Here is a 16,950-nt window from a genome sequence, read left to right as displayed (position 1 = left end):
CGTACTCCTCAAATGTCCTGCGGCAGCGGTTGCGGCAGGTCATCGCCATAGGGCGCGTCCAGCCAGTCGACCTTGTTCATCTTGCGCACCACGACGAACTCGTCGCGGTTGCAGCCCACGGTGCCGTAGTAGTTGAAGCCGTAGGCCTGCTGGGCGTAGCCGCCGATCATGTGGGTGGGCTTGAGCATCACGCGGGTCACCGAGTTGTGGTGGCCGCCGCGGGTGCCGGTGCTCTCGGCGCCGGGCACGTTCACGATGCGTTCCTGGGCGTGGTACATCATCACCATGCCTTCCTTGACGCGCTGGCTGACCACCGCGCGGGCGGTGAGCGCGCCGTTGGCGTTGAAGCACTCGATCCAGTCGTTGTCCTCGATGCCCACCTTCTTCGCGTCGATTTCGCTCATCCACACGATCGGGCCGCCGCGGCTGAGGGTCAGCATGATCAGGTTGTCGGTGTAGGTGCTGTGGATGCCCCACTTCTGGTGCGGGGTGATCCAGTTCAGCGCGATCTCCGGGTTGCCGTTGGGCTTCTTGCCCTGCACATAGCCGATGGAGCGGGTGTTGATCGGCGGCTTGTAGCTCATCAACTGCTCGCCGAAGGCCTGCATCCACGGGTGGTCCTGGTAGAACTGCTGGCGACCGGTGAGGGTGCGCCACGGGATGTACTCGTGGACGTTGGTGTAGCCGGCGTTGTAGCTGACGTGCTCGTCTTCCAGGCCCGACCAGGTGGGGCTGGAGATGATCTTGCGCGGCTGGGCCTGGATGTCGCGGAAGCGGATCGCCTCGTGCTCCTTGGGCAGCGCCAGGTGGCTGTGGTCGCGGCCGGTGAATTCCGACAGCGCTTCCCAGGCCTTCACGGCGACGTGGCCATTGGTTTCCGGCGCCAGCGAGAGGATCACCTCGGCGGCGTCGATGGCGGTTTCGATCTTCGGCCGGCCCTGGCTGACGCCCTCCTCGCGCACCCGGTAGTTCAGCTCGCCGAGGAATTTCACTTCGTCCTCGGTGTTCCAGCTGATGCCCTTGCCGCCGTTGCCCAGACTCTCGAGCAGCGGGCCGAGGGCGGTGAACTTCTTGTAGGTGGACGGGTAGTCGCGCTCGACCACGGCGATGTTCGGCGCGTTCTTGCCGGGCACCGGCGCCTCGCCGGCGGTCTTCCAGTCGGTGCCGCCGAACGGCTGGGCCAGTTCACCGGGGGTGTCGTGCAGCAGCGGCACGGTCACCACGTCGCGCTCGACGCCTAGGTGCCCTTCGGCCATGGCCGAGAACGCCTTGGCGATACCCTTGTAGATCTCCCAGTCGGACTTCGCCTCCCAGGCCGGGTCGATGGCCGCGGACAGCGGGTGGATGAAGGGGTGCATGTCCGAGGTGTTCATGTCGTCCTTCTCGTACCAGGTGGCGGTCGGCAGGACGATGTCGGAGTACACGCAGGTGGAGGACATGCGGAAGTCCAGCGTGGTGACCAGGTCGAGCTTGCCGATGGCGCCCTCGTCCACCCATTCGGCCTCGGTCGGCTTGAAGCCGTCGGCGCGCTGGCCCAGGTCCTCGTTCATCACGCCGTTGGTGGTGCCCAGCAGGTACTTGAGCATGTACTCGTGGCCCTTGCCGGAGGAGCCCAGCAGGTTGGAGCGCCAGATGAACATGTTGCGCGGGAAGTTTTCCGGGCTGTCCGGCTGCTCGCAGGCGAAGCGCAGGCTGCCGTCCTGCAGGCCCTTGACCACGTAGTCCCTGGGCTCCATGCCCACGGCGGCCGCGTCGCGGGCGATCTGCAGCGGGTTGCGGTTGAGCTGCGGCGCGCTGGGCAGCCAGCCGGCGCGCTCGGCGCGGATGTTGTAGTCGAGCATGTGCTCGGGGTACTGGCTCTTGTCGGCCAGCGGCGAGAGCACCTCGTGGATGCTCATCTTCTCGTGGCGCCACTGGGAGCTGTGGTTGTAGAAGAAGCTGGTGCCGTTCATCTGCCGCGACGGGCGATGCCAGTCGAGGCCGAAGGCCAGCGGCAGCCAGCCGCACTGCGGACGCAGCTTCTCCTGGCCGACGTAGTGGGCCCAGCCGCCACCGGTCTGGCCGACGCACCCGCAGAGCATGAGCATGTTGATCAGCCCGCGGTAGTTCATGTCCATGTGGTACCAGTGGTTCATCGCTGCGCCGACGATGATCATGGAACGCCCGTGGGTCTTGTCGGCGTTGTCGGCGAATTCGCGGGCCACCTGGATGGCCTTCTCGCGGGACACACCGGTGATCTGCTCCTGCCAGGCCGGGGTGCCGGGCACGTTGACGTCGTTGTAGTCCACGGCCACGTTGGCGCCGCCCAGGCCACGGTCTATCCCTAAGTTGGCGGCCATCAGGTCGAACACGGTGGCGACCTTGACGCTGCGGCCGTCGGCCAGTTTCAGGCTGCGCACCGGCACGCGGCGGAACTGCACGGCGTCGCCGGCGACGTTGGGGAAGAAGTCGTGCTGCTGCGCGCCGAAGTACGGGAAGCCGACCTCGGCTGCCTCGCCGCCGTCGATCTGGCTGAGGGTCAGGTCGGTTTCGCGGCCGTCCTTGCCCTCGCGGGCCTCGATGTTCCACTTGCCCTTCTCGCCCCAGCGGTAGCCGATCGAGCCCTGCGGGGAGACCAGCTCGCCGGATGCGTCGACGGCCACGGTCTTCCACTCGGGGTTGTTGTCCTGGCCCAGCGCGTTGTCCAGATCGGAGGCGCGCAGGAAGCGCTCGGCGCGGTAGCCGCCGTCGATCTCGTCGAGCAGCACCAGCATCGGCAGGTCGGTGTAGCGCTTGGCGTAGTCGCGGAAGTAGGCGCTCGGCTGGTCGAGGTGGAATTCCTTGAAGATCACGTGGGCGAAGGCCTGGGCCAGCGCCGCGTCGGTGCCCTGCTTGGGGTTGAGCCACAGGTCGGTGAGCTTGGCGACTTCGGCGTAGTCCGGGGTGACGGCCACGGTCTTGGTGCCCTTGTAGCGCACCTCGGTGAAGAAGTGCGCGTCCGGGGTGCGGGTCTGCGGGACGTTGGAGCCCCAGGCGATGATGTAGTTGGAGTTGTACCAGTCGGCCGATTCCGGCACGTCGGTCTGCTCGCCCCACACCTGCGGCGAGGCCGGCGGCAGGTCGCAGTACCAGTCGTAGAACGACAGGCACACGCCACCGATCAGCGACAGGTAACGGGAGCCGGCGGCGTAGCTGACCATCGACATGGCCGGGATCGGCGAAAAGCCGACCACGCGGTCCGGGCCGTACTGCTTGACGGTGTAGACGTTGGCGGCGGCGATGATCTCGTTGACTTCGTTCCAGCTGGAGCGCACGAAACCGCCCAGGCCGCGCTTGCTCTTGTAGGACTCGGCCTTGGCCTGGTCCTCGACGATGCTCGCCCAGGCCTCCACCGGTTCCATGTGGCGACGCGCCTCGCGCCACAGCTTGAGCAGCGGCTTGCGCACCTTCGGGTATTTCAGGCGGTTGGCGCTGTAGATGTACCAGCTGTAGCTGGCGCCACGCGGGCAGCCGCGCGGTTCGTGGTTGGGCAGGTCGTTGCGGGTGCGCGGGTAGTCGGTCTGCTGGGTTTCCCAGGTGACCAGGCCGTTCTTCACGTAGACCTTCCAGCTGCACGAGCCGGTGCAGTTCACCCCGTGGGTAGAGCGCACGATCTTGTCGTACTGCCAGCGGTTGCGATAGACGTTTTCCCAGTCGCGGGACTCCTGGCGGGTTTCGCCGTGTCCTTCGGCGAACTCGCCCTGCTTGCGCTTGAAGAAGCGCATCTGGTCAAGAAGATGACTCATGTCGTTATTTCCTCTCAGGCTGGGCGCCGGAGCGCCCTGTCATGAACTAAACGGGTTGCTCTAGCAGGGGCGTTCCGCGCCACGGCGCGCGTACCACCACCAGGTCACGGCGATGCAGCTCAGGTAGTAGGCGATGAACAGGTACAGGGCGGCCTCGGCGCTGCCGGTCATGGCCAGCGAGGTGCCGAATGCCTTGGGGATGAAGAAGCCGCCGAAGGCGCCGATGGCGGCGCTGAAGCCGATCACCGCGGCCGATTCGATGCTGGCGTTCCGGTTGGCCTGCTCCTCGGTGGCCTGGCCACGCTGGCGGCGTGCCTCCCACTCGCCGCGGAAGATCGCCGGGATCATGCAGAAGGTGGAGCCGTTGCCGATGCCGGCGAAGAAGAACAGCAGGATGAAGGCGGCCAGGAAGCCCCAGAAATTGCCCTCGCTGCCCTCACCCGGCAGGAAGGCCATGACCACGAAGACGAAGCCGGCCATCAGCGCGTAGTTCCACAGGGTGATGCGCGCGCCGCCGAACTTGTCGGCCAGCATGCCACCCAGGGTGCGGCTCAGGGCGCCGACCAGCGGGCCGAGGAAAGCGAACTGCAGCGGGTTGATGTCCGGGAACTGGGTCTTGCTGAGCATGGCGAAGCCGGCGGAGAAGCCGATGAAGCTGCCGAAGGTGCCCACGTACAGCCAGCACATCAGCCAGTTGTGCTTGCGCCGGAAGATCACCGCCTGGGTCTTCACCGAGGCCTTGGCGTCGGCGATGTCGTGCATGCCGAACCAGGCGGCCAGGGACACCGCGGCAATGAACGGCACCCAGATCAGGCCGGCGTTCTGCAGCCACAGCTGACCGCCGTCGCTCAGTTGCTGCGGCTCGCCGCCGAAGCTGCCGAACAGCCCGCCGAGCACCGCCAGCGGCACGGCAAACTGCATCACCGACACGCCCAGGTTGCCCAGGCCGGCGTTCAGGCCCAGGGCGGTGCCCTGGCGCGCCTTGGGGAAGAAGAAGCTGATGTTGGACATGCTCGACGAGAAGTTGCCGCCGCCGAAGCCGCACAGCAGGGCGATGATCACGAACACGCTGTACGGGGTTTCCGGGTTCTGCACCGCGACGCTCATCCACAGGCAGGGAATCAGCAGCGAGGCGGTGCTCAGCGCCGTCCAGCGTCGACCGCCGAAGATCGGCACCATGAACGAGTAGAAGATGCGCAGCGTGGCGCCGGACACCGAGGGCAGCGCGGCGAGCAGGAACAGCTGGTCGGTGCTGAAGCTGAAGCCAACGCTGTTCAGGCGCACGGTGACGGTGCTCCACACCATCCACACGGCGAAGGCCAGCAGCAGCGCGGGAATCGAGATCCACAGGTTGCGGGTGGCGATCTTCTGGCCCACCGCGTTCCAGAACACCGGGTCTTCGGGTCGCCAGTCACGCAGCACCGGGCCCTGGGGAATACCCAGGCCGGCGACGGATTTTTCAAGGACGCTCATCGTCATTCTCCTTGGGCAAGGGCGCTGACCCGGCCCATGAGGGGGGTTTTGCGGATTTCGCTGAAGTACATCCAGATCAGGGAGACCCAGACCACGCCGTACAGCAGCATGAAGGCGGAGGAGCGCACGCCGGTGAGGTCCACCAGGGCGCCGAACAGGATGGGCAGGATGAAGCCGCCGAGGCCGCCGGCCAGGCCGACGATGCCGGAGATGGCGCCCATGTTCTGCGGGTAGTCATCGGCGATGTACTTGAACACCGAGGCCTTGCCGAACGCCCAGGCGATGCCGATGACGAACATCAGTGCGGTGAACACCCAGGCGTTGAGACCGATGTGGAAGGTCTTCGGGCCGTTCACCGTCTGGATGGTGAAATCGGTCTGCGGGTAGGAAAGCAGGAACAGGCACACCCAGCTCACCCACAGCACCCACCAGGTCACGCTCTGCGCGCCCCACTTGTCCGACATCCAGCCGCCGACGGCGCGCAGCACGCCGCCGGGCAGCGAGAAGCAGGCGGCCAGCAGCGCGGCGGTCTGCAGGCTGAAGCCGTATTCCTGCACGTAGTACTTGGTCATCCACAGCGCCAGCGCCACGTAACCGCCGAACACGATCGAGTAGTACTGGCAGTAGCGCCACACGGCCGGGTCCTTGAGCGCCGCCAGTTGCTCGCGCAGCGACACGCTGCTGGCCACCCGGTGGGCCTTGTTGTCGCTGGTGAGGAACCAGAACAGCAGCGCGGTGATGAACAGGATCGCCGAGAACACCTGCGGCACCAGCTGCCAGCTGCCCCAGGCGATCAGCGCCGGGGCGAGGAACTTGGTCAGCGCCGAGCCGGCATTGCCGGCGCCGAAGATGCCCATGGCCAGGCCCTGGTTGTCCTTGTCGAACCACTTGGCGACGTAGGCGATGCCCACCGAGAAGGAGCCGCCGGCCAGGCCGACGAACAGGCCCAGCACCAGGAACTGCCAGTAGGCGGTGGCCTCGGCGATCAGGTAGATGGGCAGCACGCAGGCCAGCATCAGCAGGAAGAACACCACGCGCCCGCCGAAGCGGTCGGTGAGCATGCCCAGCGGCAGACGCACCAGCGAGCCGGTGAGCACCGGTGTGGCGGCCAGCAGGCCGAACTGGGTTTCGTTGAGCTGGAGCAGTTCCTTGATCGGCACGCCGAGCACCGCGAACATCATCCAGACCATGAAGCAGACGGTAAACGCCAGGGTGCTCATACTCAGCACCAGGGCTTGCTGTACCTTCGCACGACTCATAATCCACCTCGCCGAGGCTCCTTGTGTGGGTGCCATCTTGGGCGCGGCGGCCTGGCCAACCTTGACGAAAATCATGGTGGGCGTGGGGGTGGCACTCCTAGGATCGGCCGGCTTACCCCGAAAGAGGTAACCCCGTTTTCTTCGGAAAATGCCTTGTTTTTCAATGACTTGCTTTTACGCTTCGGTTCATTCCGGGTGCCACGCCGGCACCGTGAACTCTTTGGAGGTAGCTGTGGCAAAACGCTGGTGGAACGGCTCGCTGCCGGCCCGCGCCGGGGTCGCGGTGTCGCTGATCGTGATCTTCGCGCTGGCCAGCGCCCTCAGCTCGGGGCTGATCGCCAAGCTCAGCGAAGGCGATGCCGCGGCCATCAATACCGCCGGCTCGCTGCGCATGGCCATCTACCGCATGACCTGGAAGCTGGAGGCCGAGCACAGCCCGGAACAGGTGCGCCAGCTGGCCACGCAGTTCGAGGAACGCCTGGCCAGCCCGGCGCTGACCCTGGAGCTGAAGAGCAATGCCGATCTGCATGACGCCTACCTGGCGCTGCAGCAACGCTGGCGGGAGGAACTCAAGCCGGCGCTGCTGAGCGGAGACTTCGACGACTTCCCGCCACGCGCGGAAAACTTCGTCGAGCAGTTGAATGCCTTCGTGCTGCTGCTGCAGAAGCGCAGCGAGGCCAAGCAGGGCTGGGTGCAGACCATCCAGGGCCTGGCGCTGTTCGTCACCGTGGTGGTGCTGATGGTCGGCATCTACCAGTTGCAGGGCACGGTGCTGGCGCCGCTGCAGGAGCTGGTCGCCGCCAACGAGCGCTTTCGCTCCGGCGATCTCGGGGTACGGGTGAAGTACGACGCCGAGGACGAGCTCGGCCAGGTAGCCGCCAGCTTCAACGCCATGGCCGAGGCCATCGAGCGCTCGCACCAGACCCTGGAGCGCCGGGTGGCCGAGGAAACCGCCAACCTGGCGCAGGCCAACGCCGCCCTGCAGCTGCTCTACCAGAGCAGCCGCCGGCTGGCCAGCGGTGCCGCCGACGCCAATGCCCTGGGCAGCCTGCTGGAGGACTTCCGCAGCCGCTTGCCCGGTCTGCAGCTGTCGCTGTGCCTGCACGGCGAGCCCGGCCAGCCGGCCGAGCAGCTGGTGGCGCTGCACAGCGACCGCGTGCGGGAGATCTGCGCACCGGAGGACTGCGCCCTGTGCACCCTGCGCGGCAGCCCCAACCTGCTGTCCTGCCCGGTGGTCAACCAAGGCAGCGAGCTGGGCGAGCTGCGCGCCAGCTTCGCCGGCCGCCCGGCGCGGGACTGGGAAGCGGAACTGATCCAGGCACTGGCCAACCTGATCGGCACCGCGCTGTCGCTGGAACGCCAGCGCGAGCAGGAACACCGCCTGCTGCTGTTCGAGGAACGCGCGGTGATCGCCCGCGAGCTGCATGATTCGCTGGCCCAGGCGCTGTCCTACATGAAGCTGCAGGTCAGCCGCCTGCAGACGCTGATGCGCCGGGGCGAACCCATGGAACGCCTGGAAGCGGTCAGCGAGGAGATTCGCGAGGGCCTGAACTCGGCGTATCGCCAGCTGCGCGAGCTGCTCACCACCTTCCGCCTGTCCATCCAGGAGGGCGGCCTGGAACAGGCGCTGCAGGACACCACCCGGGAGTTCGCCGAGCGCGGCGCCTTCCAGGTGCACTTGCAGGTTCAGCCGCTGGCCTTCACCCTGTCGGCCAGCGAGCAGATCCACGTGCTGCAGGTGGCCCGCGAGGCGCTGTCCAACTGTGCGCGGCATGCCGGCGCGGACCAGGTGACGGTCGCCCTGCGCCAGGACGGCGAGCAGGTGGAGCTGCTGATCGAAGACAACGGCCGCGGCCTGTCCGGCGAGTACGACCAGCGCCAGCACCATGGCCTAACCATCATGCAGGAACGTGCCCGCAGCCTGGGCGGCAGCCTGGCCATCGGCCCCGGCGAACCGCGCGGTACCCGGGTGCAACTGCGCTTCCGCCCGGTGTTCCTGAGCCTGATTCCCCACGAGAGACTGACATGACCTACCGCCTGCTGCTGGTCGACGACCACCCGATGATGCGCCGCGGCATTCGCCAATTGCTGGAACTGGAGGAAGACCTGCAGGTGGTCGGCGAAGCGGGCAACGGTCAGGAGGCCCTGGACTCGCTGGCCGAGCTCCAGCCGGACCTGATCCTGCTGGACAACAACATGCCGCAGATGAACGGCGTGGAGACGCTGAAGAAGATCCGCGAGCGCGGTTTCACCGGCAAGGTGCTGCTGTTCACCGTCTCCGACGCCGAGGAGGACGTGCGCGACGCCATGCGCTTCGGCGCCGATGGCTACCTGCTCAAGGACATGGAGCCCGAACAGCTGATCGACCAGTTGCACCGCGTGCTACAGGGGCAGATGGCGATCAGCCCGGCCCTGACCAGCGTGCTGGCCCAGGCGCTGCGCAGCCCCCAGGGACCGAGCCAGGCCGACCTCACCGACCGCGAGCGCCAGGTACTGAAGATGATCGCCGCCGGCCTGAGCAACAAGATGATCGGCAACAAGCTGGGCATCACCGAGGGCACGGTGAAGGTGCACGTGAAGAACCTGCTGCACAAACTCGGCCTGCGCGGCCGGGTGGAAGCGGCAGTGTGGGCGCTGGAGCATCTGCGCTAGCGCCCCCCACCCCGCACCATCGCGTCGGCATGGCGTGCCTGCGGCACGCACGGTGGATCGGTGGAGCGCGATCCACCCTACGATCTGCGCCGGGCTGTCGGGACCGGTAGGGTGGACAACGTTTTCCTTGTCCACCAACGCGCCGGCACGGCGCGCCTATGGCACGCACGGTGGATCGATAACGCGCAAGCCACCCTACGGGTCGTAGCGAAAGGTCTCGTCCAGCTGCGCCGGGCTGTCCACGGTGACCTCCAGGTCCTTCACCCGTCCGTCGTCCAGCCCGTAGATCCAGCCGTGCACGGCCAGCGGCTGGCCGCGCAGCCAGGCGCCCTGCACGATCGGCGTGTGGCAGACGTTGCGCACCTGACGCTGCACGTTCAGCTCGCAGAGCAGGTTCACCGCCTGCTCCTCGTCCAGCCCGGCGAAACGTTCCAGGTTCTGGTGGTAGAGCGCCTTGATCGCGCGCAGCCAGTTGTCGATCAGTTGTCCCAGGGCGGCGTGTCCGAGGGCGGCGCGCACGCCGCCGCAGCCGTAGTGGCCGCAGACGATGATCTCGCGCACCCGCAGCACATCGACGGCGTACTGCAGCACCGACAGCAGGTTCATGTCGGTGGCCACCACCATGTTGGCGACGTTGCGGTGCACGAACAGTTCACCGGGCAGCAGCCCGACCACCTCGTTGGCCGGCACGCGGCTGTCCGAACAGCCGATCCAGAGAAACTCCGGCCGCTGCTGGCGGGCCAGCCGGGCGAAGAACTCGGGGTCGCGGGCGCGCAGCGTGGCCGACCAGTGGCGGTTGTTGTCCAGCAGTTGGTGAATGTCCATGGGCCTACTCCCGAAAGAATCGCGGCCTGATTAGCACGCGTCCGGCGGGCCGCCGTTGTCGTTGGTCAAGGTCGCCCGGTCGATGCCCCTCGGCTAAATCCGAGCAAACTGATCAAGATCAAGCGGATTCGCGCACCGGAGCGGCGACACTAGGTCGCACCCACTGGCCCATGCCCCTTTGGAGGTAGTGCCACGGGGGAATGGTCGCCTCGCCAACGCCTCCCTAGCATGGGCTCGGCCCATCCGGTCGTATGGCATGGCGCCATTTGGCACGGCTTCACGACCGACGCCGAAACGGGAACCGATCCTAGAGGTGCGCATGCTGACCGACACGGAAATACTCACCACGCTCCGCCAACACCCGCTGTTCGAAGGGCTGGCGGAGGGACCGTTCCAGGAAGTCTGCCGGCTGGCCATCCAGCGCCGGCTGGACGCCGGCGAATGCCTGCTGCATCAGGGCGAGCCGGCCGAGCGCTTCTACGTGCTGGTGCAGGGCCAGATGAAGCTGACCCGCGTGTTGATGGAAGGCCAGGAAAAGCTGGTTGAGATCATCCAGCCCGGACAGAGCTTCGGCGAGACGCTGATGTTCAGCGGCCTGGAGTGCAACCCGTTCAGCGCCAGCGCCCTGAAGACCAGCTCGCTGGTAAGCCTGGACAGCCTGCACTACCGACGCCTTCTGGAAGCACAGCCGCAGTTGTGCCTGAACCTGCTGGGGCGTTTCAGCCAGCGCATGCAGCAGTTCCTCGACGAGATCGACACCCTGGCGATGGCCAACGCCAGCCAGCGGGTGGCGCGCTACCTCAACCAGGAACTGCAGGACGGCGCCAACCTGGTGCAGCTGCACGTGCCCAAGCGCCTGATCGCCTCGCAGCTGGGCATCCAGCCGGAGACCTTCTCGCGCATCCTGCACCGCCTGATGGACGCCGGCATCATCGCCATGGAACGTCGCAGCATCCGCGTGCTGGACACGCCCGCCCTGACCGGTTTCATTCAGTAGCTCGCCAGCAGGAGGCGCGTCATGCCCGATCCCAAGCTCCCCCTGGTCTACTCCTGCTCCGGCTGTTCCAACGTGGCGCAGCTGGCCAACACCCTGGCAGTGCGCCTGGACCGTGGCGGCCTGGCGGAAATGTCCTGCATCGCCGGGGTGGGCGGCCGGGTCGCCTCGCTGGTCAGCAAGGCCAACTCGCAGCGACCGATCCTGGCCATCGATGGCTGCCAGCTGCAGTGTGTACGCGCCTGCCTGGAGCAGCACGGCGTGACCGCCAACGTGCACGTGGTGCTCAGCTCCTACGGCCTGAAGAAGCGCCACCACGAGGACTTTTCCAGCGAACAGGCCGACGAGCTGCTGGAGGAGATGCGCCAGATCATCGCCAGCGACCGCATGCGCCCCACCCCGCCGCCACCGGAGCCGAAACCGAAACTGCGCGTGGTGAAGTGAGTCAGCCGCGCACCTCGAAGGCCGGGAACAGGGTTTCCAGCCGCTGACGCAGCGCTGGCCAATCGGCCGGCGCGAGGCTCGGGCCCAGCCTGGCGTCCAGCATCCGCGCGCTGCGCACCGGCTGCAGCACGAAGCGCTGGACACCGCGTTCGGCCAACCGGCAGGCCAGAGCCCAGAGGCGCTCGGCGTCCAGCAGTTGCCAGTGCAAGGTGGTGCGGCATTCGTAGGCGACGCCGCTGTCCAGCAGCCGTTCCAGGCTCTGCCAGTTGGCGCGGTCGCTGTCCGCCACCCCGGTGATCGCCTGCCCATGCCCGGGCGGCGCCTTGACGTCGAAGCCCACCCAGTCCACCTGCGATAGCACCCGGGCGAAGCGTTGCGGCTTGATGCCGGCGCTGTGCAGGCCGACCTTGAAGCCCAGCTCGCGCACCTGGGCCATGGCGGCGACCAGCGCCGCCTGCTGGGTCGGCTCGCCGCCGCTGAACACCACCGCCTGCAGCAGGCCAACGCGCCGCTCCAGGAAGGCCAGCAGGTCCGCCCAGGCCAGTGACGTGTCGCCGCGCGCCGGGATCAGCTGCGGGTTGTGGCAGTAGCGGCAGCGCCAGCCGCAGCCCTGGCAGAACAGCACGCAGGCCAGGTGGTCGGGGAAATCGAGGGTGGTCAGGGGGACCAGCCCCCCGACCCTGAGCGTGGTGCTCACGCGGAGCGACCGTTGGCCGCCGACTCGGTGAAGTGGCGGCGCTCACGGTGCTCGGACTGCTTGCCGGGATTGAAGGCCGCCACCGGACGGTGGTAGCCCATCACCCGGGTCCAGACTTCGCAGCGCTGGCGTTGTTCCTGGGGAAGTTGCGTACTCATGGAGATCTCCTTGGGTTGGGGGAAGTCGATTCAGGCGCAGCACGCCTGCTTGCGCAGCAGCGCCTCGTCACAGCGCGGGCAGAACTCGTGCTCGCCGGCCAGGTAGCCGTGCACCGGGCAGATCGAGAAGGTCGGCGTGACGGTCAGGTACGGCAGGCGGAAGCGGCTCAGCGCGGTGCGCACCAGCTGCTTGCAGGCCTCGGCGGAGGAAATCCGCTCGGCCATGTACAGGTGCAGCACGGTGCCGCCGGTGTACTTGCACTGCAGCGCGTCCTGCAGCTCCAGCGCCTCGAAGGGGTCATCGGTGAAGCCCACCGGTAGCTGCGAGGAGTTGGTGTAGTACGGCGCCTCGACGCTGCCGGCCTGGAGGATGTCCGGGTAGCGCTTGCGGTCTTCCCGGGCGAACCGGTAGGTGGTGCCCTCGGCGGGCGTGGCCTCCAGGTTGTAGAGGTGGCCGCTGTCTGCCTGGAACTGCACCAGACGCCCGCGCACGTGGTCGAGCAGGCGCAGCGCCAGTTGCCGGCCAGCCTCGGTATGCAGGCCTTCGCGGTCGCCGGTGAAATTGCGCAGCATCTCGTGCAGGCCGTTCACGCCGATGGTGGAGAAGTGATTGCGCAGGGTGCCCAGGTAGCGCTTCGTGTAGGGGTACAGGCCGTTGTCCATGTGCTGCTGGATGACCTTGCGCTTGACCTCCAGGCTCTCGTAGGCAAGGTCAAGCAGCAGGTCGAGCTGGCGATACAGGCCCGGCTCGTCGCCCCGGAACAGATAGCCCAGGCGCGCGCAGTTCATCGTCACCACGCCCAGCGAGCCGGTCTGCTCGGCCGAGCCGAACAGCCCGCCGCCGCGCTTGAGCAGCTCGCGCACGTCCAGCTGCAGGCGGCAGCACATGGAGCGCACCTGGTTGGGCTGCATGTCCGAGTTGAGGAAGTTCTGGAAGTACGGCAGACCGTAGCGCGCGGCCATGTCGAACAGGCGCGTGGCGTTGTCGCTGTCCCAGGGGAAGTCGTGGGTGATGTTGTAGGTCGGGATCGGGAAGGTGAACACCCGGCCCAGGCCGTCGCCGGCCATCATCACCTCGATGTAGGCGCGGTTGATCAGCGCCATCTCGGCCTGCAGCTCGCCGTAGGCAAAGGGCATTTCCTCGCCGCCGATGCAGGGGATCTGCTCGCGCAGGTCCTCGGGGCACACCCAGTCGAAGGTCAGGTTGGTGAACGGCGTCTGGGTGCCCCAGCGCGACGGCACGTTGAGATTGTGGATGAACTCCTGGATGGCCTGACGTACCTGTTCGTAGCCCAGGCGGTCCTTGCGCACGAAGGGCGCCAGGTAGGTATCGAAGCTGCTGAACGCCTGAGCGCCGGCCCATTCGTTCTGCAGGGTGCCGAGGAAGTTGACCATCTGCCCCAGGGCGCTGGACAGGTGTTTCGGCGGCCCCGCCTCGACCCGGCCAGGCACGCCGTTGAAGCCCTCGTTGAGCAGCGTTCGCAGCGACCAGCCGGCGCAGTAGCCGGCCAGCATGTCGAGGTCGTGGATGTGCAGGTCGCCCTCGCGGTGCGCCGCGCCGATGGCCGGGCTGTACACCTCGTCCAGCCAGTAGTTGGCGGTGACCTTGCCGGAGACGTTGAGGATCAGCCCGCCCAGCGAATAACCCTGGTTGGCGTTGGCGCGCACCCGCCAGTCCTCGCGCGACAGGTATTCGTTCATCGAGGCGGCCACGTCGACCAGCGCCTTGCGGTCGCGGCGCATGCGACCGTGGCGGGCCCGATGCAGGATGAAGGCCTTGGCGCTGGCGTAGTGGCCGGCCTCCATCAGCGCCTGCTCGGCGAGATCCTGGACCGCTTCCAGCTCCACCGCGCCCGTCGCCGGCAGGCGCACCACCACGCCCTGCGCCAACTGCGCCGCCTGCCGATCGTCGAACTCGCCACTGGCCCGCCCCGCGGCGGCAATGGCCAGGCGGATACGCTCGCCATCGAACGGCACGCGCTCGCCGCTGCGCCTGATCACCCTGTCCGGCATCTGCTCCTCACTCCTACATATAGATTCAACGAAAACTCAAAACACAACATGTTGTGTTGAATCTAGTGGCGAAGCACAAGAATGCCATTGACCTCGATCAACTTCGGACCGGCGGAGGCGGACCTGGTGCACAAGAAGCAAGCGCTGCATCGGGCCGGCCTGGCGGCCGACCGCACCCAGAAGCTCGCGAATGAATTCGCTCCCACAGGGGTTTGCGCGGGGCCGTTCTTCTGTAGAAGCGGACTTGTCCGCGAGCTTTTTGGCGGCCGGCTAGGTGCCGCCGGCTAGGCGCCCCCGGCCAGGTGCGGCAGGTCAGGCGCCCCCGACTAGGCGCCCCCCCCCCCCCGGTCAGCCTGCAGACCGCGCCCATAAGCTCGCGAATGAATTCGCTCCCACAGGTTTGTGCGAGGCCGTTGTTCCGTGGGAGCGGACTTGTCCGCGAACTTTTCGCTCAGCCGAGCAGGGAGCTGAACGGCAGGTATTCCACCGCCTCGCCGATGTCCAGGGTGCGGCCGCAGTCGACCACTGCCAGGCCGTCGGCCCAGCTGGCGGAGGTCAGCATCGCCGAGCCCTGGCGCGGGTGCAGCACCACCTGCAAGGCTCCGTCGCGTGATTCCAGCCGCGCGCGCAGGTACTGGCGACGGCCGTTGGCCTTGCGCCAGGCAAAACCGGCGGGCAGGCGCAGCGGTTGCGGCAGCACCTCGACGCAACCCTGGGCGCGCAGCAGGAACGGCCGCGCCACCACCAGCGCGGTGATCAGCGCCGCCGCCGGGTTGCCCGGCAAGCCGAGCCAGGGTATGCCTTGCACGCTGCCGAAGGCCAGCGGCTTGCCGGGCTGGATGGCCAGCCGCCACAGGTGCAGCTCGCCCAGCTCGGTCACCGCTTGCTTGAGATGATCCTCCTCGCCCACCGAGACGCCGCCGGAGCTGACCAGCACATCGTGCTCGGCCGCCGCGCGGGCCAGGGCGTCGCGGGTCAGCGCCAGGTCGTCGGGCATCACCGGCAGATCGTCGACCTCGCACCCGAGGCTGCGCAGTACGCCCAGCAGGCTGTAGCGGTTGGCGTTGTACAGCTGGCCCGGCTGCAGCGCCTCGCCCGGCTCGCGCAGCTCGTCGCCGCTACTCAGCACGGCGACGCGCAGGCGCCGGTAGACCTTGACCCGCGCCAGCCCGAAGCTGGCCAGCAGGCCCAGCTCCTGGGCGCGCAGCTTCTTGCCCTGTTCCAATACCGGAGCGCCGGCGAGCAGCTCCTCGCCCCGCCGGCGCACGTTTTCGCCGCCCTGCAACGGCGGGAAGCAGACCCGTTCGCCCTCGATGCGACAGGCTTCCTGGGCCACCACGGTATCGGCGCCGGGCGGCAGGGGCGCGCCGGTGAAGATGCGCACCGCGTGCCCCGCCGGCAGCGGTTGCCGTGCGGTATCGCCGGCGGCGATGCGTCCGGCCAGCGGCAGCGCGCCGCCCTCGGCCGGCAGGTCGGCGACGCGCAGCGCGTAGCCGTCCATGGCGCTGTTATCCCAGGCCGGCACATCGAAGGGCGCGCTCAGGGTTTCGGCCAGCACGCGGCCGAGCGCATCGCGTAGCGCGATTTCCTCCACCGCCGGCGGCGCCGGGACGCGTTCGATCAGCGCGGCGATGGCTTCATCGACCGGGCGCAGGCCGTGACTGTCACAGCCGCAGGCACTCATGAGCGGCTCCCGCAGCAACTGGCGGGCTGCTCATCGAGGCGCTTGAGGTGCGGCACGAAATTGCAGGGCCGGGTGCGCGCATCCAGCTGGCCGAGCAGGATCTTCTCCCACGCCGTGCGACAGGCGTTCGGCGAGCCCGGCAGACAGCACACCAGGGTGCCGTTGCTGATCCCTGCCAGGGCGCGGGACTGGATGGTGGAGGTGCCGATGTCGGCCAGCGAGACCTGGCGGAACAGTTCACCGAAGCCGTCGACGCTCTTGTCCAGCAAGGGTGCGACCGCTTGCGGGGTGTTGTCACGGGCGGTGAAGCCGGTGCCGCCGGTGATCAACACCACCTGCACGGCGGGGTCGGCGATCCAGGCGCAGAGTCGGGCGCGGATCTGCCAGATGTCGTCGCGTACCAGCGCGCGGTCGGCCAACTGGTGCCCGGCGCCTTGCAGGCCGTCGATCAGGGTGTGTCCGGAGGTATCGGTGTCCAGATTACGGGTGTCGCTGACCGTCAGCACGGCGATGCGCAGAGGCTGAAAGTCGGCACTGGAAAGATGGGCCATGGCAGTCTCCTGAAGATTCAATGAGCAGACTGCACGCAAGGCGACACGGCGCCCATTCCCCGATGGAGGTACGCCGCGAGCGCAGAAGGCGAAAACAAAAAAAGCGACCCTGAGGTCGCTTTTTTTGTGTGGCAAGGGCTTCAGTCTGACCCTTGCTCGAATATGGCGCAGCGGACGGGACTCGAACCCGCGACCCCCGGCGTGACAGGCCGGTATTCTAACCGACTGAACTACCGCTGCGCGTTACCTCGAGTGGTGGGTGGTGACGGGATCGAACCGCCGACCCTCTGCTTGTAAGGCAGATGCTCTCCCGGCTGAGCTAACCACCCATTTGCTCTCGAAGTGGGGCGCATTCTAGAGAGGCCCGAACCGCTTGGCAACCCCCCCTTTGAAAAATTTTTTCAGAGGTTCCAACGACTTAGGAAAATCCGGCTGT

11 protein-coding genes, 2 tRNA genes and 1 pseudogene are annotated in these 16,950 nt (G+C 67.3%); 4 read left to right on the top strand and 10 right to left on the bottom strand.

Going from position 1 to position 16,950, the window contains the following annotated elements:
• Window positions 1–8: 8 nt before the first annotated feature.
• Genes PT85_RS02155 through PT85_RS02145 form a run of 3 tightly spaced genes read right to left on the bottom strand, consistent with a single transcriptional unit; the run spans window position 9 to window position 6,496 of the window.
• Window positions 9–3,764, bottom strand: coding sequence for a nitrate reductase subunit alpha (locus tag PT85_RS02155; RefSeq protein ID WP_039605798.1), 3,756 nt, complete (start codon window positions 3,762–3,764; stop codon window positions 9–11).
• Window positions 3,765–3,824: 60 nt separating this feature from the next.
• Window positions 3,825–5,237: a NarK family nitrate/nitrite MFS transporter gene (locus tag PT85_RS02150; protein ID WP_039605797.1), complete on the bottom strand. Its 1,413-nt coding sequence runs from the start codon at window positions 5,235–5,237 to the stop codon at window positions 3,825–3,827.
• A 2-nt stretch (window positions 5,238–5,239) separates the two neighbouring features.
• Entirely contained in the window at window positions 5,240–6,496 is a 1,257-nt protein-coding gene (locus PT85_RS02145; RefSeq protein WP_039562473.1) for an MFS transporter, read from the bottom strand.
• A gap of 232 nt (window positions 6,497–6,728) precedes the next feature.
• Between PT85_RS02145 and PT85_RS02140 the strand changes: the two genes are divergently transcribed.
• Together PT85_RS02140 and narL are read left to right on the top strand one after the other, a co-directional pair.
• Window positions 6,729–8,525, top strand: a complete 1,797-nt coding sequence (locus tag PT85_RS02140) for a type IV pili methyl-accepting chemotaxis transducer N-terminal domain-containing protein (protein ID WP_039605796.1) — start codon at window positions 6,729–6,731, stop codon at window positions 8,523–8,525.
• Window positions 8,522–9,148, top strand: coding sequence for a two-component system response regulator NarL (narL, locus tag PT85_RS02135; RefSeq protein WP_039605795.1), 627 nt, complete (start codon window positions 8,522–8,524; stop codon window positions 9,146–9,148). Before PT85_RS02140 ends, narL begins: the two co-directional genes overlap by 4 nt.
• A 195-nt stretch (window positions 9,149–9,343) precedes the next feature.
• Here the strand turns inward: narL and can are convergent, their stop codons facing one another.
• Window positions 9,344–9,973: a carbonate dehydratase gene (gene can, locus PT85_RS02130; RefSeq protein WP_039605794.1), complete on the bottom strand. Its 630-nt coding sequence runs from the start codon at window positions 9,971–9,973 to the stop codon at window positions 9,344–9,346.
• A 319-nt stretch (window positions 9,974–10,292) separates the two neighbouring features.
• On the opposite strand from can, the gene PT85_RS02125 reads away from it, so the two are divergent.
• Entirely contained in the window at window positions 10,293–10,970 is a 678-nt protein-coding gene (locus PT85_RS02125) for a Crp/Fnr family transcriptional regulator (RefSeq protein WP_039605793.1), read from the top strand.
• A gap of 21 nt (window positions 10,971–10,991) precedes the next feature.
• Window positions 10,992–11,411: a putative zinc-binding protein gene (locus tag PT85_RS02120; RefSeq protein WP_027591108.1), complete on the top strand. Its 420-nt coding sequence runs from the start codon at window positions 10,992–10,994 to the stop codon at window positions 11,409–11,411.
• Window position 11,412: 1 nt separating this feature from the next.
• Here PT85_RS02120 and PT85_RS02115 read toward each other — a convergent pair whose 3' ends face one another.
• The 6 genes and pseudogenes from PT85_RS02115 to PT85_RS02080 form a co-directional block, all read right to left on the bottom strand.
• Window positions 11,413–12,108: an anaerobic ribonucleoside-triphosphate reductase activating protein gene (locus PT85_RS02115; protein WP_039605792.1), complete on the bottom strand. Its 696-nt coding sequence runs from the start codon at window positions 12,106–12,108 to the stop codon at window positions 11,413–11,415.
• Between the two features lie 14 nt (window positions 12,109–12,122).
• Window positions 12,123–14,279 (bottom strand): annotated as a pseudogene (locus PT85_RS02105) (ribonucleoside triphosphate reductase); the annotation flags it as partial.
• Window positions 14,280–14,730: 451 nt separating this feature from the next.
• Window positions 14,731–15,963 (bottom strand): molybdopterin molybdotransferase MoeA, encoded by a 1,233-nt coding sequence (locus PT85_RS02095; protein ID WP_039605789.1) that lies wholly within the window; start codon window positions 15,961–15,963, stop codon window positions 14,731–14,733.
• Window positions 15,960–16,514: a molybdenum cofactor biosynthesis protein B gene (moaB, locus tag PT85_RS02090; RefSeq protein ID WP_027591935.1), complete on the bottom strand. Its 555-nt coding sequence runs from the start codon at window positions 16,512–16,514 to the stop codon at window positions 15,960–15,962. Before moaB ends, PT85_RS02095 begins: the two co-directional genes overlap by 4 nt.
• A gap of 163 nt (window positions 16,515–16,677) precedes the next feature.
• Window positions 16,678–16,754, bottom strand: a tRNA-Asp gene (locus tag PT85_RS02085).
• Window positions 16,755–16,767: 13 nt separating this feature from the next.
• Window positions 16,768–16,843: transfer RNA gene (locus tag PT85_RS02080), tRNA-Val, on the bottom strand.
• Between the last annotated feature and the right edge of the window lie 107 nt (window positions 16,844–16,950).

The organism is Pseudomonas flexibilis, from assembly GCF_000806415.1.
GTDB classification, from domain to species: domain Bacteria; phylum Pseudomonadota; class Gammaproteobacteria; order Pseudomonadales; family Pseudomonadaceae; genus Serpens; species Serpens flexibilis.
The sequence above is the reverse complement of the archived record's forward strand: the minus strand, read 5'-3'. Positions and strand labels throughout refer to the sequence as shown.